This is a genomic window from Variovorax sp. V35 (genome assembly GCF_041154465.1).
In the GTDB taxonomy this organism is placed as follows: Bacteria; Pseudomonadota; Gammaproteobacteria; order Burkholderiales; family Burkholderiaceae_C; genus Variovorax; species Variovorax boronicumulans.
The window spans coordinates 2,959,878-2,983,392 of the sequence record NZ_AP028666.1; the positions used below are offsets into that span (position 1 = coordinate 2,959,878).

The window sequence follows — 23,515 nt, forward strand, 5'->3', positions numbered from 1 at the left end:
GGACCGCCATGCAACGTCGACACCTGCTGCAACTCATCGCCGCCACGCCGCTGGCCGGCGCCGCCGCGCGCGCGGTTGCCGCGCCCGCGGCCGAGGGCACCAAGCTGCTCGTGGTGTTCCTGCGCGGCGCCTACGACAGCACCAGCCTGCTGGTGCCCACCGCGAACAGCGACTTCTATTACGCCTCGCGGCCTAACATCGCCATCCCCCGGCCCGGCACGCCCGACGGCGCGTTGCCGCTGGACGGTGGCGACTGGGGCCTGCACCCGGCGCTTGCGCAGAGCGTGCTGCCGCTGTACCAGCGCAAGCAGGCGGCCTTCATCGCCTTCGCCGGCACCGACGACCTCACGCGCAGCCACTTCGAGACGCAGGACGCCATCGAGCTCGGCGTGGCGCCCGACAACGCGCGGCGCGACTATCGCTCGGGCTTTCTCAACCGGCTGGCCGGCGTGCTCGGCGCCGGACCGCTGGCCGACGTGTCGCCCATCGCCTTCACCGACCAGCTGCCCATCGTGCTGCGCGGCGACGACGCCAAGGCCGCCAACATGGCGCTCGCGGGCGTGGCGCGGCAGGCCCTCGATGCGCGGCAGAGCCAGATCATTGCGTCCATGTACCGCAACACCGCGCTCGCGCAGCCCGTGGCCGAGGGCTTCCAGGTGCGCGACGAGGTGGTGCGCGCCATGCAGGCCGAGATGGACGCCGCCAGCCGCAACGCCATGAGCCCGAAGGGCTTCGAGCAGGTCGCGCGCCGCATGGCGCTCTTGATGCGCGAGCGCTTCGACATCGGCTTTGTCGACGTCGGCGGCTGGGACACCCACGTGGGGCAGGGCGCGGCCAAGGGCTACCTGGCCAACCGCTTCGAAGAGCTGGGCCGCGGCGTGGCCGGCTTCGCGCAGGAGATGGGCGAGTCCGCCTGGCGCCAGACCGTGGTGGTCGTCGTCAGCGAGTTCGGCCGCACCTTCCGCGAGAACGGCAACCGCGGCACCGACCACGGGCACGGCACCGTGTACTGGGTGCTCGGCGGTGGGCTGGCCGCACAGGCGGGCGGGCGCGTCGTGGGCGAGCAGCAGCCGCTGACGCAGGCCACGCTGTTCCAGAACCGCGACCACGCGGTGCTCAACGAGTACCGGGCGGTGCTGGGCGGGTTGTTCCAGCGGATGTACGGGCTGTCGACGGCGCAGGTGGCGCGGGTGTTCGGCGGTGCGGCGGTGAAGGACCTGCGGCTGGTCTAGCGATCCGGCGCATGCCGCCGCACGGCGCTGGCGGCCACGCCACCGAGAATCGGGGCATGCCTCACGCCGTCTCCCTCCTTCGCGCCGCGCGCCTGGCGCGCAGCGCCAAGCCTTTTCTTGCCCGTGGCGGTTTCAAGCGCGAGCGCTGTGCGGGCTGCCGCCTGGTGCCCAGCCACTGCATGTGCGCCGTGCGCCCTCCGGTGGCCACGCGCGCGGGGGTGTGCCTGCTCATGGCCGACATCGAGCCGCTCAAGCCGACCAATACCGGGTGGCTGGTGGCCGATGTGGTGGCCGACACCTTCGCCTTCGGCTGGGCCCGCACCGAGACCGATCCCGCGCTGCTGGCGCTGCTGAGCGACCCGCAATGGCAACCCTATGTGGTGTTCCCGGGGCAGTACGCGGCGCCCGAGCGCGTGGTGCTGAGCGTTCCTGCATCGCCTGATGCAGCTGGTGGCGGCAGCGCGAAACGTCCGCTCTTCATCCTGTTCGACGCCACCTGGGGCGAGGCGCGCAAGATGTTTCGCCGCAGCCCCTACCTCGACCGGCTGCCGGTGCTGAGCCTGCAGCCCGAGCAGATCACGCAGTACAAGCTGCGCAACTCTGGCCGCGACGACCACTTCTGCACCAGCGAGGTGGCGGCGATGTGCATGGACCTGGCCGGCGAGCAGGCCGCGCAGCAGACGCTGGACGCCTACCTGGGCGTGTTCACGCACCACTACCTGTGCGCGAAAAACCAGCAGCCGGTCGCGTGGGACGGCGCCGCGCACCAGCGGCTGCGCGAGGTGGCCGCGCGGCGCGATCAGGCCGCCTGAGATGGTCCGTCTCAGCGCAGGTCGAACAGCGCCGCCGCGTTGCCCCAGGCGATGCGCTGCGCCACGGCGGGCGGCAGGTCGCCCAGCCAGGTGCGGTAGCCGCGCATGATCTCGTCGTAGGCGCTCCAGCGCTGGTTGACCCAGGTGTCGGAGCCGACCATGAAGCGGTCGGGGTGCTTGAGGATCAGCGCGCGCCATTCGGGGCACAGGCGACCGCCTTCGCAGGTGAGGCCCGGGCGGTACGAGAGTTCGCCCATCAGCAGCGGGTAGCGCTCCAGCATCGCCTGCACGCGCTCGACCGGCGTGCCGCCGATGCCGGTGTGGGCCCAGATGAGGCGCAGTGAGCGGCCCTTCGACGGCGCGTTCGCCATCAGCAGGTCGACGGCCACGTCGTCCACGTGCGCGAGCACCGCGAGCTTTTTCTCTTCGGCCAGTGCGATCAGTTTCTTTGCCACCGGGCCGTTGGCGTTGGCGCTCTCGTACAGGTGGAACTCGCCGAGCCCGCGGTAGGGGCCGCTGGCGGTGCCGCGCGCCAGTTCGGCCAACACCATCTCGTGGATGCTTTCGTCGCGGAACCAGTTGTTGTAGTCGTCGCGGTTGCGGTACAGGCGCACGAAGGGCACCACGGTGACGCCGGCGGCGCGGGTTTCGCGCGCGGCGGCCAGGGTCTGCGTGCCGGCGTTGGGCCGCGAGTTCGCGACGATGGCCTTCACCTGGTTGCGCTGCATGCGCGCGAGCGCCTCGGTGGGCGGGAAGGGGCCGGCGGTGCCGTCCCAGGCTTCCTGGTTGTAGTGCAGGTGGGTGTCGAACAGCGGGCCGTCGTAAGGCGCGGCGGTTTGCCCGTGGGCTTGGGACAGGGCCAAGGCCGCGCAGGCGGCGATGCAGGCAATGAAGCGCATGGGGTTCTCGCGGTGAGGGCCGGGGAGCCGGATTACATCACCCCGGATCACCGCATCGGCACAGCCGCGCCCTTGTCGCCGGGCGCGACCTCGAGGCGATCGCGCGGGCCGGCGTCAGCTGCCGGCCGGGTGCGTCGTCGCCTTGCGGCTGCCATCCAGCGAGTACAGCTGCGGGCGGTCTTCCACCGCGACCGCCACTGCCTCGGTGCCGTGCTCCGCGGCGCGAGGTTGCCGGTACAGCTCGTTCTCGAGCCGCCGGGCACGTTCCGCGTACATGCGGGCGAGGGCGCTGTGATGCTCTGCGGCAGCCTGGTGTTCGATACGCGCCATCTGGGCCTCCTCGAGCAGTGCCGAGGCACGTTTCAAATAGGCCGTGTGGGTGGGCCGAAACAAGAAGTCGAACATGGTTTCACACTCCTTTCCGCTGCAACAACGGTGCAATCATTGTGAACGAATGGCCTCAAAACGCCATCGGTTCCTGTGGCTGCGACGCATCGAAGAAGCGTTCTGTTTCACTTGAGTCAGACAGAATCGGTGGCGAAGAGAGAGGGTTCGATCACCGATGAGCAATGAGGTTCGTTTTTGTCTGGAATACCGGCTTGCCGAAGGCGGGCCCGTGCATGCCGTGCAGACCGCGTGGATGGTCGATTCACCGGCCACGCGTGCGCAGATCGAGGAAATGATTGTTAACGCGCGCGCGATGAATGCCGCGCAGGCGAAGTGGTGGGTGGAGGAGCGCCAGGGGGGCGACGCCCCGCGCTGAAACGGGTCGGCAGGCCTCAGTCGCGCATGTTCGCGAACTTCACCAGCGTCGCGTACTTGGCCGTGTCCTCGCGCATGATCTGCCCGAGGTCTTCCTTGCCCGTGGCGGGAATGGAGCCGCCTTCTTCCAGCCGTCGGCGGATCGCCGGGTCGGCCAGGCCGGCCTGCAGCGCCGCGCGCAGGCTCTGCACGATGGGCGCGGGCAGGTCCTTCGGGCCCGCGAGCGCGAACCAGCCGCTCAACTCATAGCCCTTCAGCTGCGGATGCTCGCCGAGCGCCGGCACCTGCGGCAGGCCCGGAAAGCGCTTGGCCGACGACACGCCCAGCGGCACGATCCGCCCGCCCTGCAGGAAGGGTGCCGCGGCGGTGGGCGACACGATCGCGAAGTCGAGCGTGCCGCCGACCAGGTCGCTCGTGAGCGGCGCGGTGCCGCGGTAGGGAATGTGCGTGAGGAACAGGCCCGCGCGCTGCTTGATCTGCTCGCCCACGAAGTGCAGCGTCGAGCCCACGCCCGAGCTGCCGTAGCTGAACTTGCCGGGGTTGCGCTTGGCCAGGGCGATGAACTCGTCGAGGTTCTTCACGCCCACCTTCGGACTCGCCACCAGCAGCACGGGCGCGACGGCGAGCAGGCTGACGGGGGTCAGGTCTTTCACCGGGTCGTAGCGCTGCGCCGGGTTCACCAGCACCGTGGCCGCCATCTCGTTGCTGGAGCCGGCCAGCAGCGTGTAGCCGTCGGCGGGGCTGCTCACCGCGCGCTGCGCCGCGACCACGCCCGCCGCGCCGGTCACGTTCTCGACCACCACCGTCGCGCCGAGCTTGGCCGACAGGATGTCCGCCGCCACGCGCGCGGCCATGTCGACCGAGCCGCCCGGCGCGTAGCCGACCAGCAGCTTGATGGGCTTGGCAGGGTAGGTACCCTGCGCGAACGCGGGGGCGGCGGCACAGAAGGCGGTGGCGCCGAGCGCGCTCAAGACCACACGGCGCGAAACGGAAGAAGAAGCAAGACGGGTCATCGCGGTTCCAGTACGAAGGAGTGGGAAAGGAAAGGCGAAAGGCCCGCTCAGGCCCGCGCGCCCAGGAAGCGCCGCACCAGCTGCACCCAGTAGCTGGCCGCGATCGGCAGGATCGCGTCGTTGAAGTCGTAGCCGGGGTTGTGGACCATGCAGCCGCCGGTGCGGTGGTGCTCGCCTTCGCCGTTGCCCACGATCAGGTAGCTGCCGGGGCAGCGCTCGAGCATGAAAGAGAAGTCTTCGCTGCCCGTGAGCGGCGCCAGCGGCGGCAGCAGGCCGTCGTCGCCCAGCCAGTCGTGCGCGACCTGCCGTGCGAAGCGCGTGGATTCCTCGTCGTTGACGAGTGCAGGGTAGCGCCAGTGGTAGTCCACCTCGGCCTTCACGCCGAGCGTGGCGGCCTGCGCCTGCGCCAGTTCGGTGATGCGCTCGCGCAGCATGGCGCGGATCTCGGGGCGGTAGGCGCGCACCGTGAGGCGCATCTGCACGCTGTCGGCAATCACGTTGGGCGCATCGCCGCCGTGGATCGCGCCCACCGACACCACCGCCATCTCGCGCGGGTCGACGTTGCGCGACACGATGGTCTGCAGCGCCACGACGATGTGCGCCGCCGCCACCACCGGGTCGGCCGACAGGTGCGGCGCCGAGCCGTGTCCGCCGCGCCCCGTCACCGTGATCGTGACCGAGTCGGACGAGGCCATGAACGAGCCTTCCTTGAAGCCGAACTTGCCCGCCGGAAAGCCGGGCATGTTGTGCAGCGCGAAGATGGCGTCGCAGGGAAAGCGCTCGAACAGGCCTTCTTCCACCATGCGGCGCCCGCCGCCCAGGCCTTCCTCGGCCGGCTGGAAGATCAGGTGCAGCGTGCCGTCGAAGCCGCGCTCCTGCGCGATGACGCGCGCGGCGGCCAGCAGGATGCTGGTGTGGCCGTCGTGGCCGCAAGCGTGCATCTTGCCGGGCACCTGGCTGGCGTAGGGCAGGCCGGTCGTTTCCTGGATCGGCAGTGCGTCCATGTCGGCGCGCAGGCCCAGGCGCCGCGTCCCCGTGCCGCATTGCAGCGTGGCGACCACGCCGGTGCCGGCCAGGCCGCGGTGCACCTCGTAGCCCCACTCGGCCAGGCGCGTGGCCACCAGCTCGCTGGTGACGTGCTCTTCGTAGGCCAGCTCGGGGTGCGCGTGAATCTGGTGGCGCAGGCCGACCATCTCGGGCGCGACCTCGCGCACGGCGGGCAGCACGCTGTCGAGGGCGGCGGCGTTGTCGACGGTGTAGGTCGTCATGGGGGAATCTGTCTCCTTGCTGTCTTGCGGCGAGTCTAGGAATTCGCTGCCTGCGGGGGCAGACAGGCGCCGCCATGCAGGGGCGGGCGCAGCCTGTCGCTGCGGACGGCTGCGGATAATCGGCCGCCATGAAGCTGCACCAGCTCCGCTATCTCGCCGCCGTCGCCTCCGAAGGCAGCATCCGCGCCGCCGCGCGGGCACTGGGCGTCACCCAGGCCACGGTCACGCAGGGCCTGCGCGAACTCGAGGCGCATGCGCAGGTGGCGCTGTTCACGCGCCACGGCGGCGGCATCGCCTTCACGCCGGCCGGGCTGGAGCTGCTGGAGCATGCGCAGCGCGTGCTGGCCCAACTGCGCCAGGCCGAAGACACGCTCTCACGCCACCGCGACACCGGCGCGCAGCAGCGCCTGACCGTGGCCATCACGCCCTGGATCACGCAGACCCTGCTGCCGCGCGTGGTGTCGCTGTTTCGCGAAGAGCTGCCGCACGTGCAGCTCGAGATGTTCGACGGGCTCTCCGCGCTCAGCTATCCGCGGCTGCGCGAAGGCAGCCTGGACCTGCTGATCGGCCGCATCGGCCCCGACGAGGCCATGCAGGGGCTGCAGGCGCAGCCGCTGTTCCGCTACGACATGACGGTGGTGGCGCGCCGCGGCCATCCGCGGGCCGCTGCGCAGTCGATGGCCGAGCTGCTGCAGGACGATTGGGTGCTCAACTTCACGCCGGGCGAGGGCGCGAGCTTTCTCGACAACCTGTTTCGCCAGCACGGCCTGGCCGCGCCCGTGCAGCGCATCCAGCTGGCGCATTCGCCGTCCATGATGCTGGGCCTCGTGCGCAAGACCGACATGCTCACCTTCTGCCCCTGGCCGCTGGTGGAAACCGAGAGCCTGCGCCATGCGCTCGTGACCTTGCAGCTGCGCGAGCGCTTCCACAGCAACGTGGTGGGCATCGTGCGCCGCGCGCAGGAGGCGCCGTCGCACGCGGCGGCGCGTTTCATTGCGCACTTCCTGGCGCAGCTGCCGGTGTGGCAGGCCTCGGACGATCCGGAGCTGCGGCGGGTGCTGCACTCGGTGGATTTCATCGAGGCGGCGCCGGACACCCCGTTGCCTCACCCGTGATAGTCGCTCCACGACATGCGCACCATGCCCGGTGGCGTGGGCGCGCCGGCTGAGGCCAGCGTCACCGGCGGGTCGTCGTCCACGCGGCTTTTGGCGCGCGAGTCCCAGTCGTCGAGAAAGACCTGCTGGTAGTACTGCGCCACTTCTTCGTTGTGGATGATCAGCCCGGCGTCGCGGTTGCGCAGCACGCCGTCGCCTGACCAGTTGGTGCTGCTCACCAGCACCGCCTGGCCGTCCACGATGATGCCCTTGTTGTGAATGCTGCCCTGGACGCGGAACACGTCCTGGTTGCAGCCCGCCTCGACCAGCTTGCGGATGTTGTCGGCCGCGCTGGTGCTGCCCAGGATGATGCGCAGGTCGAGGTCCGGCTCGGTGCTGCGCTGCGCCAGCTTGCGCAGCAGCGCGCGAAAGTCGGCGTCCTTGTCGGCATCGCTCCAGGTCATGTAGGCGAACTGCAGGTACAGCGAGACCTGCGCGCTGTCGATGAGCGCATTGATGTGCGGCAGGTAGTTGTCCGGCGTGAGCACGGGCTGGACTTTCACGGTGGTCTTCACCGCCGGCAGCCGCGCGGGTTCGACCGGCACCACCGGCCCCGCGAAGGCCACAGCCTGCTCCAGCAGGTGGTCGAGCGGCACGAACACGTCGGGCAACGTGAGCTTGGGCGCCACGTCCAGCGCCGCGTCGGCGGTGCCGTCGGCTTCTTCCTTCTCGGAGGCCTTGAGGTCGTGCAGGATGTACTTCTCGAAGACCTTCGAGAGCACGGCGTCGCTGCAGATCACGTGCCACTCGCGGTTGCCCTTGCTGAACATGCCCTTGGCCTGCGCGGGCGTGGCCACGGGGTCGATGTCGGGCTGGCTGCGCTTGCTCCAGTTGCCGCTCGACAGCCAGAAGGCCTTGTGGTCGCGCACCGCCACTTTCTCGTGGTACGCGCTGGCGAAGCGGCGGCCCTTGCCGCACTGCACGAGCCAGGCCCTGAAGTCGGCCTCCTGCTGCAGCTTGCGAAGCTTCTTGCGGATGACCTGTTCTTCTTTCGTCATGCCGTCGTCCCAGCTCAGCGCCGCCGCGATGCCGCCGTCGCGCACGAGGTCGATGAAGACCTGGGCGATGTGGTCGGCGTTGAAGTCGTACATCGCCACGGAGAGCGAGCGCGTGGTGCCTTCGAGAAAGGGCCGCAGCACCGGCCACCCCGCGTCGGGGCCGACGTGGCACAGGAAGGGCTGCTTCACGTTGTAGACCTTGTCGATGGGCTGGCCTGCCGGCGGCTTGTAGACGAGGTTGACGGCCGCTTCGGCGAGCGCGTTCACCGTGTCCTCGAAGTCCGCGCTGGCGGCCAGCTGCCGTGCGGGGTCGGCCTGCATCACGCAGACGCGGTACGGGCCGAGCTGCCGCGGCGCGCGCTCGGCCACGGGCACCTCCGACAAGGGCCGCTTGCGGTCGACCAGCACGATCACCGCGGGCTCGCGCAGGAACCGGCCGTCGACCAGCGGAAAGCCCGGCTCCGCCGCCACGTAGCCGGGCAGGGTGGCCAGCTGCGCCTGGTGGGTGGCGATCACCGTCCGGACCGCCGCGCGCGCGGCATCGTCGAGCACTTTCATGGGTGTTCCTTGGGCTGGGTTGTTGTGGGGCACGCGTGTGCGGGCGCCTGCCGGCATGGCATGCGCGAAGGCAGCGACCCGGGTGGGTCGCGTGTCAGGAGATGTTGGGCAGCCGGCGCGACAGCTCGACCGACTCGACGGCCGGATCGGCTTCGAGCTGCTGGAGCTTGTCCAACGGAATCTCGGCCGAGAACAGGCCCGGCGAGATGTCGGCACGCGCGGCGATGTAGTCCGGGCGCTCGGCGCCCTCGCACAGCTTGACCAGCACGACGACGCGCTCGCCCGACACCGGCGCGGGGGCGGCCGAGAAGTCGAGCTTCTTGAGCGAGCGCAAATCGATGGGCATGAGAGGGCAGATGGGGGCGGGAACACAGATTACACCCCCCGCTCGGGTTCGGCACAACCGCACCGGGCGTGGGGGTCATGGCTGGATCGTCAGATCGCGCCGCTGCCGGCCCGGCCATCGCCGCGCTGCGGGTCCCAGCCGGCCGGCCCCGCGCCGGGCTTGACGCCCGCCTTCAGTTTGGCTCGGATATCGGCGATGGTCAGCTTCTTTCCCGCTTTGTGGGCCTTGGCCAGCATCAGCGCGACCAGCCCTGTCACCGCCGGCGCCGCCATGCTGGTGCCCGACTTCTTCACCATGCCGTCCTTCGTGCGCGACTGCGCGGCCTTCACCTGCACGCCGGGTGCGCTGACCTCGGGCTTGGGCCGGCCGTCGCGCGTCGGGCCCGCGCTCGAGAAGCTGGCGGCGGGCTCGCCCGTCTTGCGGGCGTCGTAGGCGCCGACCACGATCGACAGTTTTCCCGTCGACAGCGAGCCCAGCAGGTGCGACTTCACCGGCTGGCCGAAGTACGACTGGCCGCTGTCCAGGCGTTCGAGCCATGCGTGGAACGGCACGTCGTCGGCGGCCAGGGCATGCAGCCGCACCTTGAACTCGCCGTCGGGCCAGTTGGGTGCGAGCCAGATGCCGATCACGTTGTCCTTGTTGTTCGGGTCGGTGATGCGGCTGCTGAGGAACGCGGCGATCTCGCCGTTGCCCGCGCCGAGCGGAAAGTTTTCGCCCGGCGCCACGCTCGCGAGCACCTCGCCGTCGGGGCCCAGCAGCTCGGCGCGCAGGCGCTGGCTGCCGCCGTACCAGAGCTCGAACTCGCCGCCCTTGCCGTTGACCAGGGTCCACGACACGTCGAGGTGCCCGTTGCCGGGCACCGTGCCCGCCGTGTGCGTGTTGTCTTCCTGCGAATTGCCGGCCGCCAGCACGATCGCGCGGTTGGGCTTTTGCGACACGAGCGCGTCGAAGCCCTGCTCGACCAGCGAGGTGCCGTCGTGCGGGCCGCCGTTCGTGCCCAGGCTCAGGTTGACGACGCAGGGCCTGTCGCCGGCGCGGTCGAAGATGAACTTCACCGCCTCGAGCATCTGCACCGAATCGCCGAAGGAGCTGAACACCGCGTTGTGGCCGGTCCACGCGATGTCGCGGGCCGACATCTCGACGAAGATCAGGTCGGCCTTCGGTGCCACGCCGGGTTGCAGCGACCCCCGGCCGTTGCCGCCGGCGATGTCCATCACATGCGTGCCGTGCGAACCCGGGCTGCCCGGCATGCCCGCACCGGGGTCGTAGCCCAGCGCCTTGTACGGGTCGGCCTTCTTCAGCGCCTTGTCGATGTCCGCCGCCTCGAAGAGCCGGCCGTAGCCGTAGGGGCTGTTGGCCTTGGCCGGCGCGCCTTGCTGCCACAGGGCCAGCAGGCGCGTCTTGCCGTTGGCTTTCAGGAAGTTCTGGTGCGCGAAGTCGCCGCCCGAGTCGACCACGCCGATCACCACGCCGGCGCCGCCCGCCGTGCCGGCGAGCGCGGGGTTGTCGGCCTGCACGCCCATCGACGCGATGGTGTTGTTCAGCGCCGGCAGCACGGGCTGCGAGGCCTTCATGCTGAGCACGGCCGGATGCTGGCGGATCGCCTCGGCCTTGCCCAGCGGAATGCGGCCCGTGACGAGCACCGTGCCGTCGTCGGCGGTGCCGATGTCGGAACCCGCATCGACATCGGGAATGTCGGCCCACTCGGCATGGCTGGTGACGCGCGCCACCACCGGCACCGAGTCGCCGTCGGCGGACGAGATGGGCATGCTCTGCTTGCCCGCGCGGCGGTTCATCACCGCCAGCTGCAGGCGCGGGTCCATCGAAGTCTCGACGTCCATCGGCAGGCGTTGCAGCTGTGCGAGCCCGAAGGTCGACACGGGCGAGAGCCGCGTGCACAGCGCGTCGGCCGTGCCGGCGAGCGCGGCGGTGAGGGCGGGGGAGGCTTCGCCCGGCAGGTGGCCCGCGGCGGGCGCATCGGCGTGGGCCGACTGCGCCACCATCGCGGCGGCCATCTCGGGCGGAAGGTCGACCCAGCTGTTGAGCAGCTTGATCTGCCCGGTCACGTGCAGCCGCACGCTGCCCGACGACAGCGCCGGCGTCAGCGCCCCGTGCGGCATCCTGGGGACTTTCGTATCAGCGGGCGAGGGCTTCTTCGCGGCGACGCGCTTCTTGGCTGGGGCCATCGGTCGGATCTCCTTGCGCAGGGGGACGGGTGGGTACCGCGAGGTGTAGCAGATTGCCGTGTCATCTGTCACCCCGGCTTGGGCAAGGAGGCGGTCAGAATCGCCGCATGAAAGTGGTGTTCAAGCTTCTGTTCGCGTACCTGGTGGCGAGCCTGCTGTCGACCGGCCTTGCGCTGGTTCTTTTTCCGCTGCACGCGCATGTGCCCGCGGTGGTGGTGCTGCTTGCGTTTCCGCTGGTGCCGTGGACCTTGCTTGGCAACCTCGCGAGCGAGGGCTTCAGGGCCCGGGAGGTGGGGCCGTTGCTGGTGTTCGTGCTGGCGTTTGGCGGCGTGGCCTGGCTGGCGTTTCGGTCGTCATCGAAGGCCGCGCAGCGATAGCCGCGCCGGGCTCACTTCGCCCCGATCTCGAAGACATCGCCGTTCGTCGGCGTCGCGTTCTCGTGGTAGATGTCGTAGAGGTACTGCGCGAGGTCGGCCGGCGCCACGTCGGGCGGAATCGCGAGCTGGGCGAGTCCCAGTTTTCCATCGGGACCGACCCAGTGGCTGCGCCAGCGGGCGTCGGTCATTTCGACGCGCAGGGTGCGGCCGAACACGTTGAAGAGATGGCGCATCGTCGGGGCTCCGGGCATGCACGAAAAGAGACGAGGGGACAGCGACTGTAGCGCCCTCGTCGTATGCACAATGGGCCGGATCGCCCGTCACATCCACTCCAGAGTCCGCATGGCAGACCTCAACGTACGCAAGACCTACGAAGCGGCCGTGGCCGAGCTGGGGCCTGCCGCTGCGCGGATGCTGGCCGACGGTGTGAGTGAAGAACAGGTGGCGCGCTGGATCTTCGCGCAGCGGGACGATCTCAAGCTGCACTACCGCGCGCTGACGCCGTCAGCCGAACTGCAGGCCCTCGAAGCCAGGTCGCACAGCCGCTACGGCAGCACGCTGGGCCCGTCGATCGAGCAACTGCGCAGCGCGGGCAAGTCGTGGCGGGACATCATCGATTCGGCGGCGCGGCCGGGGAACCACTACCGCCAGGGCGATTGATCGCTACTCGGCGCTGCGCCAGCGGCCCGAGCTCGCGCAGACCTCGGCCGGTTCGCCGTTCACCCAAACCTGTTCTTCACCGAGCCGCGACGCGGTGACCGGATCGACATCGAAGCCGACGCCGAGCAGACGCGCCACCTGTGCGTCTTCGATCGACAGCTCCCAGGTCAGGAACAGCTGCGTGCGATCGAGCGAAGACGGGAAGTCGGCCGCATCGAAACCGTGGTCGCTGCCGCGCGGCACGACGGCGTGGGGCTGGCCGGTGTCGAACAGCAGGGCCGTGCCCCGCGTGAGCGGGATGCGGTGACCGGTGACGGGAAAGTGCACGTCCAGGCCCTTGTCCTCGCTGAGGAACAGGTTGCAGAAGGCCGCGCCGCCGTACTGCGCACCGTCGTGGTGGTAGCGCGCGCCGCGGCAGGCCATCAGGGCGACGTCGCTGGCGGGCAGCAAAGATGCGGGCAGGCCCAGCGTGCCGAGCCAGCCGGACATCGCCTGCACGCACCGCGCGTAGTCGGGCCAGCGCGTGCGCGCGCGGGCCAGCGGCATGGGCTCGACATCACCGGGTTCGAGCGGCACGTTCGTGGCGATCTCCCGCTGCCAGTCGGCCACGAGGCGCGCCGGGGACTTGGGCACGTCGAGCAGGGCCGCGTGCACGATGCCGCTCACGCTGCGGCTGCGCAGCGTGTCGCCGTGCCAGAAATAGGAGGTCAGCAGGTCGTGCATGCGGGGGCTTTCAAGGCACGGAGGGTACACGCGGCGCGGCGCCGGGCACCAGGGAGCGACGGCCGATGCGGCATACTCCCACCCCCTCCCAACTCGCCAGAATTCCGCTGAATGGACAAGGAAGTCGACCCCTCCGTGCTCGCCGCCATCGATGAGATGCGGCTCTCCGGACCGCGCCTCACGCCGGTCGAAATCGTCGCCAAGATGGGGGTGTTCGACGCACGCGACAAGCCGTTCGAGCACGCCTGGCTCGCCACCGGCGACAACGTCATCGCCACCATCTGGGGCGAGTACGTGAGCGTGGCGGCCGGTGGCCGCTGGTTCTACCTGGAATCGCTCGACGCCCAGCGCCGCCCCGGCGGCGGCGTGCGCAGCGCCCAGCAGGCGCAGCGTGCCAAGGACCGCCTGGCCCTGCTCAAGCGCACCTTCGACGCCGGCCAGGGCTTCCGCGCCGTGCTGCAGACCAACCGCGTCGCCATCGCCGAGCTCGAGAGCAACAAGAGCGCCAAGGTGTCGACCCGCGTGCGCGACGACGCCGAATGGCACGTCGCGAGCTGGGAGCCTGAACAACAGCTCGCCGTGCTGGTGCGCGGTGCGCGCGGCTGGGTGCCGACCGAGGCCGACATCACGGCCGCGAAGGCCCGTGGCGGCGTGCCGGCGGCCGACGACGCCGACGCCGCCGACGCCGCCCCGGCCGGCCCGACTACGACGGACGCCGTGCAGGCCGCCGCCATGGCCTATGTCATGGGCCACTTCAAGGGCTACGGCTACAACGCGGAAGACGTCACCAGCAAGGCGCTGGGCTACGACATCGAGGTGTCGAACGCCAAGGGCGCGATGCTGCTCAAGGTGGTCGTGAAGGGCACCGCCCCGGCGCTGCCGACCTTCGCGCTCACGCCCGACGAAAGCATGTGCGCCGTGCGCGAGCCGCTGTGGCGCCTGCTGGTGGTGGCCGACGCGGGCAGCGCGACGGCGGCGCACAAGATCTACAAGCCGACCGAAGTGGACCAGGCGCCGGGCTTCCAGCGCAAGGCCTGACCGGCCTCCCGGGGCCTCCCAGGCCACGCCGCGGCTGCACCAGTGCGCCGCGGGCGTTTCCAAATTCTTACAACTGAGCCCCCGGAAACCCGTCGTTTCCAACGGTAAAGTTCCGCCGTCCGGCGCGAACAGTTCGTGCCTTCGCCCCCTCTGTTCGCCCCCCTTCATGTCCAACCTCATCGTGCACGGCGGTACGCCCCTTCGCGGCCGCATCATTCCCTCCGCCAACAAGAACGCGGTGCTGCCGGTGCTGTGCGCCACCTTGCTCACCGGCGAGCCGCTGCGGCTGCACGGGGTGCCCGACATCACCGACGTGCGCAAGATCCTCGACATCTTCCGCACGCTGGGCAGCGAGGTCCGCATGGACCACGAGAGCGGCACGCTCGAGCTGCACCACCGCGCCACCACCTTCGATGCGGCGCTCCACCGCCTGCCCGAGGAAATGCGCTCGTCGATCATGCTGGTGCCGCCGCTGCTGGCGCGCTTCGGCGTGGCGCGGCTGGAAGACAACGTCAAGGGCTGCACGCTGGGCGTGCGCGAGATCGATCCGCACGTGGAGGTGTTCCAGCGCTTCGGCGGCCAGGTGGAGCGCACCGAGGGCTCGCTGCTGGTGTATGCGCCTGGCCGCCTCACGCCCACCGACCACTGGCTGGACTACGCCTCGGTGACGACCACCGAGAACTTCGTGCTGTGCGCGGCCGCCGCGGGCGGCACCTCGACGCTCACCAACGCGGCCTCGGAGCCGCACGTGCAGGAGTTCTGCCGCTTCATGGCCATGATCGGCGTGCGCATCGAGGGCATGGGGACCTCGCGGCTCACGGTGCATGGCGGCGGCGCGCTGGGCGGTGGCGAGTTCCGCTTCGACGAAGACTTCCACGAGATCACCACCTTCCTGGCGCTGGGCGCGATCACGGGCGGCGATGTCGTGGTGCGCAACAGCGCGCCGGGCAACTTTCCGCTCATCGACCGCACCTTTGCCAAGTTCGGCGTGCAGATCGAGCATGCCGACGGCTGGTCGCGCGCCATCCGCAGCGGCCCGCTGAAGGTGCAGACGCCGTTCACCAGCAACGTGCTCACCAAGGTGGAGGCCGCGCCGTGGCCGTACTTCCCGGTCGACCTGCTGCCGATCTTCATTGCGCTGGGCGTGCGCGCGCAGGGCAACGCGATGTTCTGGAACAAGGTGTACGACGGTGCGCTGGGCTGGACCGGCGAGCTGTCGAAGTTCGGTGCGCACGTGTTCTCGTCCGACCCGCACCGGCTCATCACCTTCGGCGGCCACGCGCTCACGCCGGCGGTGGTCGAGAGCCCCTACATCATCCGCGTGGCGATCGCGCTGTTCATGGTGGCCGCGAGCATCGAGGGCAAGTCCGAGATCCGCAACGCCACGCCGATCCGGCGCGCGCACCCGCGCTTCGTCGAGAACCTGCGCAGCCTGGGCGTGCAGGTGGAGTGGACCAGCGAGGAGTGAGCCTGCGGGAGGCTGCGCGCTGCTGCGGCTGACCTGTCCCGCTGCCCGATGACCCCGCGGGCGCCGCGCTCAACGGCTTGGCCGGACAATGCCGTGCATTCGACACACGGACACAGGAGCGCACCCCGAATGACGACGTTGCAACAGATCCTCGGCACCGAACTTCCATTGATCCAGGCGCCGATGGCCGGCGCGCAGGCCAGCGCGATGGCGATCGCGGTGTGCAACGAAGGCGCGCTGGGGTCGCTGCCGTGCGCGATGCTCGGCCCCGATGCGATGCGCAGCGAACTCGCGGCGATCCGCGCGGGCACCGACAAGCCCTTCAACGTCAATTTCTTCGCCCACACCCCGCCCACGCCGGACGAGGCACGCGAGGCCGCCTGGCGCGGCGCGCTCGCGCCGTACTACGCCGAGTTCGGCATCGACCCCGCGGGCATCCCGACCGGCCCCGGGCGCAACCCCTTCAGCGCCGAGGTGGCCGACCTGCTGGCCGAGTTCAAGCCGCCGGTGGTGAGCTTCCATTTCGGGCTGCCGCCCGAGCCGCTGCTGGCCAAGGTGCGCGGCTGGGGCGCGAAGGTGCTGGCCTCGGCCACCACCGTCGAGGAGGCGCTGTGGCTCGAAGCGAAGGGCGTTGATGCGGTGATCGCGCAGGGGCTGGAGGCCGGCGGGCACCGTGGCCACTTCCTGTCGCATGACCTCACGAAGCAGCTCGGCACCTTCGCGCTGCTGCCGCAGCTGGTGCGCGCCCTGAAGGTGCCGGTGATCGCGGCCGGCGGCATCGCGGATGCCGACGGTGTGGCCGCGGCCATGGCGCTGGGCGCGGCCGGCGTGCAGGTCGGCACGGCCTACCTGCTGACGCCCGAGGCCACGACCAGCGCACTGCACCGCGCGGCGCTGAAGAGCGAGGCCGCGCGCCACACGGCGCTCACCAACCTGTTCACCGGCCGGCCGGCACGCGGCATCGTCAACCGCGTGATGCGCGAGCTGGGCCCGATCGGCCCGGCGCCGGAATTTCCGCTCGCCACCTCGGGCATCGCGCCGCTGCGCGCCAAGGCCGAGGCGCAGGGCAGCGGCGATTTTTCTCCGCTGTGGTCGGGGCAGAACGCCACCGGCTGCCGCGAGGTGTCCTCGGCCGAGGTCACGCGGGCGCTGGCCAAGGGCTTTCGCTGAGCCGCGCCGTCCCTCATTTTTTTCGAGCCCCTCCGACCTATGACATCGCTCCATCTGCCCCTGCAGTTCCTGCACCATCCCGCACCCTCGGGCGGCCCTGAACCCTGGCTGCTCGTGCTGATGCACGGCGTGGGCAGCAACGAGCAGGACCTGTTCGGCCTGGCGCGCATGATGCCGCCGCAGTTCCATGTGCTGAGCCTGCGCGCGCCGTACGTGCTGTCGCCCGGTTCCTACGCGTGGTTCGAGTTCCAGGTGCTGGCCGACGGCGGGCGTCGCATCGACGAAGAACAGGAGCGCGAAAGCCGCTTCCTCATCGGCGAGATGGTCACGTCGGCGTCGCAGCAGCTGGGCATTCCGCCCGAGCGCGTGGTGGTCGGCGGCTTCAGCCAGGGCGGGATCATGTCGCTGTCGCTGCTGCTCACGCAGCCCGAGAAGCTGCGCGCCGCGCTGGTGTGGCACAGCCGGCTGCTGCCCGAGGTGGTGCCGCACATCGCGCCGCCCGAGGCCTTCGCGGGCAAGGCGCTGTGGGTGAGCCACGGCAGCGCCGACAACGTGATTCCGCCGAGCGCCGCGCAGGCCACGCGCGAGCTGGCGCGCGGGCTGCCGCTGGCGCTGTCGGGCTCGGACTTCCCGGGCGCGCACGAGATCCGCCCGGCCGAGCTGCAGGGCACGCTGGCGTGGCTGCAGGCGCTCAGCGCGCCAACAGCCGCGCCGTGACCATCGCTTCCATCTCGGCGACCCACGCATCGCCCGTCGCGTCGTCGGGCTGCACCAGCAGCCGGTAGCGGCGCCCGCCCCAGGCCGCGGTCAGCAGCGCCTGCACGGTGGCGGGCGAGGGCGGCGGCTGCAGGTCGCGGCAGGCGGCGAAGGCCTGCGTCCAGCGTGCGAGCAGCTCGTCGTACACGCGCCGGTGGTGCTTGGGTTCGGCCACGCGGTGTTCGAGCATCAGCATCTCGTGGTCGAAGGCGGGCAAGCCGTCGATGCGCGTGTCGCAGGTGAGGCGCACGAGGCGCTTGATGCGTTCATGCCAGTCGATATCCGGTGGCGCAATCACCTCTTCGTCGAGCCGCGCCAGCAGCGCCTCGACGCAGTGGCGCACATAGCCCGAGAGCAGGGCTTCCTTGTCGGGAAAGTAGTCGTAGAAGGTGCCGACGGCGATGCCGGTTTCGAGCGCCACGGCGCGCGTGGTCACGCCCTCCCAGCCCTGCGTGCGCCAAATCCGAACAAAGGCGTCGTAGATGGCCTGCACGGTGAACTTGCCGCGCGCCTGGGTGGGGCGTTTCAGGGGCTTGGAGCGGGGTGCGGCGGGCATGGACCGGGTTTCCGAACCCGCGGCGAAGCGGGCCGTCCTACAGTTTGCGAATGAACAACGCATTCACTTTAACCCGCCTCGAAACGCGCAAGAACGCACTCGGGACCACCCGCATCGTCACTTCGGAAGACGCCGGCAGCCTGCAGCCGGGCGAGGTGCTGATGCAGATCGAGCGCTTCTCGCTCACCACCAACAACATCACCTACGCGGCCTTCGGCGATGCGGTGATGAAGTACTGGCAGTTCTTTCCCACCGGCGACGCCGACTGGGGCCACATGCCGGCCTGGGGCTTTGCCGACGTGGTGGCGTCGAATGTCGAAGGCGTGGCCGTGGGCGAGCGCTTCTACGGCTACTTCCCCATCGCGAGCCACCTGCGCATGCAGCCGGTGCGCGTGACGCCGCGCGGCTTCTACGACGGCGCGGCGCACCGCAGCGAACTGGTGTCGGCCTACAACCAGTACATGCGCTGCAGCCACGACGCGGGCTACGTCGCCGCGCTGGAGGACTACCAGATGCTGGTGCGCCCGCTGTTCATCACCTCGTTCATGCTGGCCGACTTCCTGGAGGACAACGGCTTCTTCGGCGCGACGCAGGTCGTGGTGTCGAGCGCATCGAGCAAGACGGCGTTCGGCACGGCCTTCTGCCTTGGCCGCCGCGAAGGCCTGCAGCTGATCGCGGCCACCTCCGAAGGCAACCGCGCCTTCGTCGAGGCGCTGGGTTGCTACGACCGCACGGTGGCCTACGGCGAGATCGCCACGCTGGCGGCCGACGTGCCCACGCTGTACGTCGACTTCGCGGGCCACGACGACCTGCGCGCCACCGTGCACCACCACTTCGGCGAATCGCTGGTGTACGACTGCTATGCGGGCTCGGCGCAGAAGACCGAATTCCTCGGCGACACCAGCGCGCTGCCCGGCCCCACGCCGAAGCTCTACTTCGCGCCCGTGCAGATCCGCAAGCGCAATGCCGACTGGGGGCCGCAGGAGGTCAATCGCCGCTTCAACGACGCGCAGGGCCGCTTCATCGCGGAGCTGAGCCGCCCGGGCAACCGCTGGATGACGCTGGCGCAGGGCCGCGGCTTCGCGCATGCGCAGGCCGTGATCGCCGACCTGCACGCGGGCCGCGTCGATCCGCGCGAGGCGCATGTGGTGCGCATCGGCGGCGAATGAGGGGTTGAGCGACTGAACTTCGGCGCAGGTGGGGCGTCACAGGGGGTTACGAGAACGTGGCGATCGTGCGGGCCGTGCAGGCCATCCTGGTGCACCATTGCCTTTCGTCTCCCCACTGCCATCCCGCAAAAGGAAACCGCCCATGTCCGACGCCGACTCCCCCCGCGACACCCCCGAATTCCGACCCCGCAAGGAAGCGCCGATGGGCACCATCGTCGGCCTGGCGCTGGTCGTGCTGGTGGCGGCTTATTTCGGCTGGCGCTGGTACCAGCAGCAGCAACTGGCGCCGCTGCCGACCGCGCCCGTGGCCGTCGCCCCGACCGACGCGCCCCCCGAGCCACCGAAGGCCGAAGAGCCGAAGGGCCCGCAGAACCCGGTCGAAGCATTGGCCCCGCCCGATGCCGCGCTGCCCGCGCTGGGCAATTCCGACTCGCGCGTGATGAAGGCGCTCACCGAGCTGCTGGGCGGCAAGGCCGTGGCGGCCTACCTGCAGTCCGACGGCGTGGTGCGGCGCTTCGTCGCCACCGTCGACAACCTGCCGCGCGAGCAGGCACCCGCCAGCAAGTGGCCCGTGCAGCCCGCGCCGCAGCGCTTCATCACCGAGGGGCCGCAGCAGGGCGGCGTGCAGACCATCGCGGCGAACAACGCGGCGCGCTACAACGGCATCGTGATGCTGGCCGGGGCTGTCGATCCGGCCAAGGCGGCGGCGGTGTATGCGCGGCTGTACCCGCTGTTCCAGCAGGCGTACGAAGAGCTGGGCTATCCGGGCCGCTATTTCAACGACCGCTTCATCGCCGTGATCGACCACCTGCTGCAAGCGCCCGAACCCACGGGCCCGGTGCAGGTGAAGCTGGTCGAGGTGAAGGGCGACATCCCCTCGCAGCGACCCTGGGTGCGCTACGAATACGCCGACCCGAAGCTCGAGTCGCTCTCGGCCGGCCAGAAGATCCTGGTGCGCATGGGGCCCGAGAACGAGCGCAAGATGAAGGCCAGCCTGCGCGGGCTGCGCGCGCAGATCGCCACCGGCGAGATCGCGAAGAAGAAGCAGCCCTGAGGCGCGATGCACTGACAGCGCCCCGCCTGCACGCCCTGTAGGCGCGGGCCGATTGCATGCGGCGCGAAGGGTCGAGATGATTTGCGCCTACGACTTCGAGGGCAAGCCATGAACCTGATGAGCGTCGATCTTTACCAGAGCACCACCGACCCCGGGAAATTCCTGGCGCTTCCCGCCGGCACCGACCCGACCGAACTCATGGGCCCGATGACCTTCGATCGGGACTACGCGCACATCAAGCGCTACCAGGCGGCCTTCGCCTTCGATCCGTCCGAAACCTACGCGGGCGTGAACGCCGCGAAGATCGCCGCGGACCTGCTCACCGTGAAGTGGGCGATGTACCGGCGCGAAGGCTGAACGGCGGGCGGCTTGCGCCGCCTCGCCTTCGTCAGGCCTCTTCGGTTTCCTGGTACTCGCCCACCGGCACGCAGCTGCAGAACAGGTTGCGGTCGCCGTAGACGTTGTCGACGCGCCCGATCGGCGGCCAGTACTTGGCCTGCTTGAGTTCGGCCAGCGGGAACGCGCCGAGTTCGCGCGAGTACGGGTGGCTCCACTCCGTGCCGAGCAGGCTGGCGGCGGTGTGCGGCGCGTGCTTGAGCGGGTTGTCGTCCTTCGACCAGACGCCTTCTTCCACGCGGCGGATTTCTCCGCGGATGGCGATCATCGCGTCGACGAAACGGTCGAGCTCGGCCAGCGGTTCGCTTTCGGTGGGCTCCACCATCAGCGTGCCGGGCACGGGGAAGCTCAGCGTGGGCGCGTGGAAGCCGTAGTCGATGAGGCGCTTGGCCACGTCTTCGGCGGTGACGCCGCTGGTGTCCTTCAACGGGCGCAGGTCGAGGATGCACTCGTGCGCGACGTGGCCGTTGGGGCTCGCGTACAGCGTGGGGTAGTGGTCCTTCAGGCGGGCGCTGATGTAGTTGGCGCTGAGGATGGCCGTTTCGGTCGCGGCCTGCAGGCCCTTGGCGCCCATCATGCGGCAGTACATCCAGCTGATCGGCAGCACGGCTGCATTGCCCAGCGGCGCGGCCGACACGGCGCCCACGCCGTTCGAGGGCACGCCGGCCGTGGCGTGGCCCGGCAGGTAGGGCACGAGGTCTTCGACCACGCAGACCGGACCGACGCCCGGGCCGCCACCGCCGTGCGGAATGCAGAAGGTCTTGTGCAGGTTCAGGTGGCTCACGTCGCCGCCGAACTCGCCCGGTGCCGCCACGCCAACCAGCGCGTTCATGTTGGCGCCGTCGACGTACACGCGGCCGCCGTGCTCATGCACGAGCTCGCACAGTTCCTTCACGCGGGTTTCGAACACGCCGTGCGTGCTGGGGTAGGTGATCATCACGGCGGCCAGGTGGGCGCTGTGCTTTTCGCAGGCGCGCTTCAGGTCGTCCATGTCGACGTTGCCCTGCGCGTCGCAGGCCGTCACCACCACCTGCAGGCCCACCATCTGGGCGCTGGCCGGGTTGGTGCCGTGCGCCGACGAGGGAATCAGGCAGATGTTGCGGTGGCCCTGGCCCTTGGCTTCATGGAAGGACTTGATGGCCAGCAGGCCCGCGTACTCGCCCTGCGAACCCGCATTGGGCTGCAGGCTGATGCCCGCGTAGCCGGTGGCCTCGCACAGCCAGGCGCGCAGCTGCGCGTCGAGCTGGGCGTAGCCCTGCAGCTGGTCGGCGGGCGCGAAGGGGTGGATGTTGGCGAACTCGGGCCAGGTGATGGGGATCATCTCGCTGGTCGCGTTGAGCTTCATGGTGCAGCTGCCCAGCGGGATCATGCTGCGGTCGAGCGCGAGGTCCTTGTCCGACAGGCTGCGGATGTAGCGCAGCATCGCGGTTTCGCTCTTGTGGGTGTTGAACACCGGGTGCGTGAGGAAGGCGCTGGTGCGGCGCAGGTCCTCGGGAATCAGCGGCGTGGTGCTGGCGGCCAGTTCGTCGAAGCGCGGCATCGCGGTGCCGGCGGGCACGAACAGGGCCCACAGGGTTTCGATGTCGGCGCGCGTGGTGGTTTCGTCCAGCGAGATGCCCAGGTGCTGCTGCAGGCGTTGGCGCAGGTTGACGCCGCCGGCCTGTGCGCGCTCGATGATCGCGGCCGTGTCGTCGCCGGTGCGGATCGTCAGCGAGTCGAAGGCGGTGGTGTTCACCGGCTCGCGGCCCATCTGCGACAGGCCCTTGGCGAGGATGGCGGTGAGCACGGCCACGCGCTGTGCGATGCGCGTGAGGCCGTCGGGGCCGTGGTACACGGCGTACATGCTGGCGACCACGGCCGGCAGCACCTGCGCGGTGCAGATGTTCGAGGTGGCCTTCTCGCGGCGGATGTGCTGCTCGCGCGTCTGCAGCGCGAGGCGGTAGGCGGGCTGGCCGTGCGTGTCGACGCTCACGCCGACGAGGCGGCCGGGCAGCGATCGCTTGAACGAATCGCGGCAGGCCAGGTAGGCGGCGTGCGGGCCGCCGTTGCACAGCGGCATGCCGAAACGCTGCGTGGTACCGCAGACGATGTCGGCATCGAACTCGCCGGGGGCGACCAGCAACGTCAGCGCCAGCAGGTCGGCCGCGACGATGAAGGCGGCATCGCACTGGTGCGCGTGGCCCGCGAGCGGGCGCAGGTCGTGCACGTGGCCAGTGGTGGCGGGGTACTGCGCGAGCACGCCGAAGAACTCGCCGCTCACCATCAGGTGCGGCAGCGTTTCCGACACGGTGCTCACCTTGACTTCGATGCCCAGCGGGGCGGCGCGCGTCTTGATGACCTCGATGGTCTGCGGGTGGCAGTCGCCCGACACGAGGAACACGTTGCTCTTGCTTTTCACGCTGCGCTTGGCGAGCGTCATGGCCTCGGCGGCGGCCGTGGCCTCGTCGAGCATCGAGGCATTGGCGATGGCCATGCCCGTGAGGTCGCACACCATCGTCTGGAAGTTGAGCAGGGCTTCCATGCGGCCCTGCGAGATCTCGGCCTGGTAGGGCGTGTAGGCGGTGTACCAGGCGGGGTTCTCCAGGATGTTGCGCAGGATCACGCCCGGCGTGTGCGTGCCGTAGTAGCCCTGGCCGATGAAGCTCTTGAACACCTTGTTCTTCGACGCCAGCGTCTTCAGCTCGGCCAGCGCGTCGGCCTCGGTGACCGGCGCGGGCAGGCGCATCGGCCGGGCGCGGCGGATGGCCGCGGGCACGATGCCGTCGATGAGCTCCGCGCGCGTTTCCGAGCCGATCACCGGCAGCATGCGCGCCTCGTCCGCCGCATCGATGCCGATGTGGCGGGCGAGGAATTCTTCGGCGTTCTCTAGTTCTTGCAAAGAGGGAAGGGCGGGAATCGGCATGGCGGTGAAGGCTCGGGG

General features: G+C 69.9%; 24 protein-coding genes. 13 read left to right on the forward strand and 11 right to left on the reverse strand.

Annotation, left to right across the window (positions count from 1 at the left end; all coding sequences use genetic code 11):
- The first annotated feature begins 8 nt into the window (after positions 1–8).
- Both ACAM42_RS13685 and ACAM42_RS13690 read left to right on the forward strand, forming a co-directional pair.
- Positions 9–1,232 carry a DUF1501 domain-containing protein gene (locus ACAM42_RS13685; RefSeq protein ID WP_369632329.1) on the forward strand — a complete coding sequence of 408 codons (1,224 nt, stop codon included), beginning with the start codon at positions 9–11 and terminating at the stop codon, positions 1,230–1,232.
- Positions 1,233–1,288: 56 nt separating this feature from the next.
- The gene (locus ACAM42_RS13690) at positions 1,289–2,044 is read left to right on the forward strand and encodes a tRNA-uridine aminocarboxypropyltransferase (RefSeq protein WP_369632330.1); all 756 of its coding nucleotides are present in this window, start codon (positions 1,289–1,291) and stop codon (positions 2,042–2,044) included.
- 11 nt (positions 2,045–2,055) lie between these two features.
- On the opposite strand, the gene ACAM42_RS13695 is transcribed toward ACAM42_RS13690, so the two are convergent.
- On the reverse strand, positions 2,056–2,943 hold the full coding sequence (locus ACAM42_RS13695; protein WP_369632331.1) for an amidohydrolase family protein: 888 nt from the start codon (positions 2,941–2,943) through the stop codon (positions 2,056–2,058).
- Between the two features lie 114 nt (positions 2,944–3,057).
- Entirely contained in the window at positions 3,058–3,348 is a 291-nt protein-coding gene (locus ACAM42_RS13700) for a hypothetical protein (protein ID WP_062474377.1), read from the reverse strand.
- Positions 3,349–3,505: 157 nt separating this feature from the next.
- On the opposite strand from ACAM42_RS13700, the gene ACAM42_RS13705 reads away from it, so the two are divergent.
- On the forward strand, positions 3,506–3,706 hold the full coding sequence (locus tag ACAM42_RS13705) for a hypothetical protein (protein WP_369632332.1): 201 nt from the start codon (positions 3,506–3,508) through the stop codon (positions 3,704–3,706).
- Positions 3,707–3,722: 16 nt separating this feature from the next.
- Here ACAM42_RS13705 and ACAM42_RS13710 read toward each other — a convergent pair whose 3' ends face one another.
- Together ACAM42_RS13710 and ACAM42_RS13715 are read right to left on the reverse strand one after the other, a co-directional pair.
- Complete coding sequence (locus tag ACAM42_RS13710) at positions 3,723–4,718, reverse strand: Bug family tripartite tricarboxylate transporter substrate binding protein (RefSeq protein WP_369632333.1); 996 nt, start codon at positions 4,716–4,718, stop codon at positions 3,723–3,725.
- Positions 4,719–4,765: 47 nt separating this feature from the next.
- Positions 4,766–5,986 carry a M20 aminoacylase family protein gene (locus ACAM42_RS13715; protein ID WP_369632334.1) on the reverse strand — a complete coding sequence of 407 codons (1,221 nt, stop codon included), beginning with the start codon at positions 5,984–5,986 and terminating at the stop codon, positions 4,766–4,768.
- 128 nt (positions 5,987–6,114) lie between these two features.
- On the opposite strand from ACAM42_RS13715, the gene ACAM42_RS13720 reads away from it, so the two are divergent.
- Entirely contained in the window at positions 6,115–7,101 is a 987-nt protein-coding gene (locus tag ACAM42_RS13720; RefSeq protein ID WP_369632335.1) for a LysR family transcriptional regulator, read from the forward strand.
- On the opposite strand, the gene ACAM42_RS13725 is transcribed toward ACAM42_RS13720, so the two are convergent.
- The 3 genes from ACAM42_RS13725 to ACAM42_RS13735 all read right to left on the reverse strand — a co-directional run bounded on the left by ACAM42_RS13725 (position 7,092) and on the right by ACAM42_RS13735 (position 11,228).
- A complete protein-coding gene (locus ACAM42_RS13725; protein ID WP_369632336.1) occupies positions 7,092–8,696 on the reverse strand; it encodes a phospholipase D-like domain-containing protein in 1,605 nt (534 codons plus the stop codon). The two genes, ACAM42_RS13720 and ACAM42_RS13725, sit on opposite strands and share 10 nt — an antisense overlap.
- A gap of 94 nt (positions 8,697–8,790) precedes the next feature.
- Positions 8,791–9,042, reverse strand: coding sequence for a hypothetical protein (locus ACAM42_RS13730; protein ID WP_070095020.1), 252 nt, complete (start codon positions 9,040–9,042; stop codon positions 8,791–8,793).
- Between the two features lie 89 nt (positions 9,043–9,131).
- Positions 9,132–11,228 carry a S8 family serine peptidase gene (locus ACAM42_RS13735; protein ID WP_369632337.1) on the reverse strand — a complete coding sequence of 699 codons (2,097 nt, stop codon included), beginning with the start codon at positions 11,226–11,228 and terminating at the stop codon, positions 9,132–9,134.
- 107 nt (positions 11,229–11,335) lie between these two features.
- Here ACAM42_RS13735 and ACAM42_RS13740 point away from each other — a divergent pair, with 107 nt between their 5' ends.
- A complete protein-coding gene (locus ACAM42_RS13740; protein ID WP_354346453.1) occupies positions 11,336–11,605 on the forward strand; it encodes a hypothetical protein in 270 nt (89 codons plus the stop codon).
- 11 nt (positions 11,606–11,616) lie between these two features.
- Here the strand turns inward: ACAM42_RS13740 and ACAM42_RS13745 are convergent, their stop codons facing one another.
- Positions 11,617–11,838 carry a hypothetical protein gene (locus tag ACAM42_RS13745; RefSeq protein WP_369632338.1) on the reverse strand — a complete coding sequence of 74 codons (222 nt, stop codon included), beginning with the start codon at positions 11,836–11,838 and terminating at the stop codon, positions 11,617–11,619.
- A 109-nt stretch (positions 11,839–11,947) separates the two neighbouring features.
- Between ACAM42_RS13745 and ACAM42_RS13750 the strand changes: the two genes are divergently transcribed.
- Positions 11,948–12,265 carry a hemagglutinin gene (locus ACAM42_RS13750; protein ID WP_369632339.1) on the forward strand — a complete coding sequence of 106 codons (318 nt, stop codon included), beginning with the start codon at positions 11,948–11,950 and terminating at the stop codon, positions 12,263–12,265.
- Positions 12,266–12,268: 3 nt separating this feature from the next.
- Here ACAM42_RS13750 and ACAM42_RS13755 read toward each other — a convergent pair whose 3' ends face one another.
- Positions 12,269–12,988 carry a hypothetical protein gene (locus tag ACAM42_RS13755; protein ID WP_369632340.1) on the reverse strand — a complete coding sequence of 240 codons (720 nt, stop codon included), beginning with the start codon at positions 12,986–12,988 and terminating at the stop codon, positions 12,269–12,271.
- Between the two features lie 111 nt (positions 12,989–13,099).
- Between ACAM42_RS13755 and ACAM42_RS13760 the strand changes: the two genes are divergently transcribed.
- The 4 genes from ACAM42_RS13760 (at position 13,100) to ACAM42_RS13775 (ending at position 17,381) form a co-directional block, all read left to right on the forward strand.
- Positions 13,100–14,026 (forward strand): DUF3883 domain-containing protein, encoded by a 927-nt coding sequence (locus ACAM42_RS13760; RefSeq protein ID WP_369632341.1) that lies wholly within the window; start codon positions 13,100–13,102, stop codon positions 14,024–14,026.
- Positions 14,027–14,192: 166 nt separating this feature from the next.
- Complete coding sequence (locus ACAM42_RS13765) at positions 14,193–15,494, forward strand: UDP-N-acetylglucosamine 1-carboxyvinyltransferase (protein WP_062474398.1); 1,302 nt, start codon at positions 14,193–14,195, stop codon at positions 15,492–15,494.
- 129 nt (positions 15,495–15,623) lie between these two features.
- Positions 15,624–16,664, forward strand: coding sequence for an NAD(P)H-dependent flavin oxidoreductase (locus ACAM42_RS13770; RefSeq protein ID WP_369632342.1), 1,041 nt, complete (start codon positions 15,624–15,626; stop codon positions 16,662–16,664).
- 39 nt (positions 16,665–16,703) lie between these two features.
- Complete coding sequence (locus ACAM42_RS13775; RefSeq protein WP_070059384.1) at positions 16,704–17,381, forward strand: alpha/beta hydrolase; 678 nt, start codon at positions 16,704–16,706, stop codon at positions 17,379–17,381.
- Here ACAM42_RS13775 and ACAM42_RS13780 read toward each other — a convergent pair.
- Positions 17,356–17,976 carry a TetR/AcrR family transcriptional regulator gene (locus tag ACAM42_RS13780; protein WP_369632343.1) on the reverse strand — a complete coding sequence of 207 codons (621 nt, stop codon included), beginning with the start codon at positions 17,974–17,976 and terminating at the stop codon, positions 17,356–17,358. The genes ACAM42_RS13775 and ACAM42_RS13780 overlap by 26 nt on opposite strands.
- A gap of 50 nt (positions 17,977–18,026) precedes the next feature.
- Between ACAM42_RS13780 and ACAM42_RS13785 the strand changes: the two genes are divergently transcribed.
- From ACAM42_RS13785 to ACAM42_RS13795, 3 genes are all read left to right on the forward strand, one after another.
- Positions 18,027–19,145 (forward strand): DUF2855 family protein, encoded by a 1,119-nt coding sequence (locus ACAM42_RS13785; protein WP_369632344.1) that lies wholly within the window; start codon positions 18,027–18,029, stop codon positions 19,143–19,145.
- 142 nt (positions 19,146–19,287) lie between these two features.
- Positions 19,288–20,199, forward strand: a complete 912-nt coding sequence (locus ACAM42_RS13790) for a DUF3014 domain-containing protein (RefSeq protein WP_369632345.1) — start codon at positions 19,288–19,290, stop codon at positions 20,197–20,199.
- Positions 20,200–20,307: 108 nt separating this feature from the next.
- Positions 20,308–20,556, forward strand: coding sequence for a hypothetical protein (locus ACAM42_RS13795; protein ID WP_062474407.1), 249 nt, complete (start codon positions 20,308–20,310; stop codon positions 20,554–20,556).
- A gap of 31 nt (positions 20,557–20,587) precedes the next feature.
- On the opposite strand, the gene gcvP is transcribed toward ACAM42_RS13795, so the two are convergent.
- Positions 20,588–23,497, reverse strand: a complete 2,910-nt coding sequence (gene gcvP, locus ACAM42_RS13800; protein ID WP_369632346.1) for an aminomethyl-transferring glycine dehydrogenase — start codon at positions 23,495–23,497, stop codon at positions 20,588–20,590.
- Between the last annotated feature and the right edge of the window lie 18 nt (positions 23,498–23,515).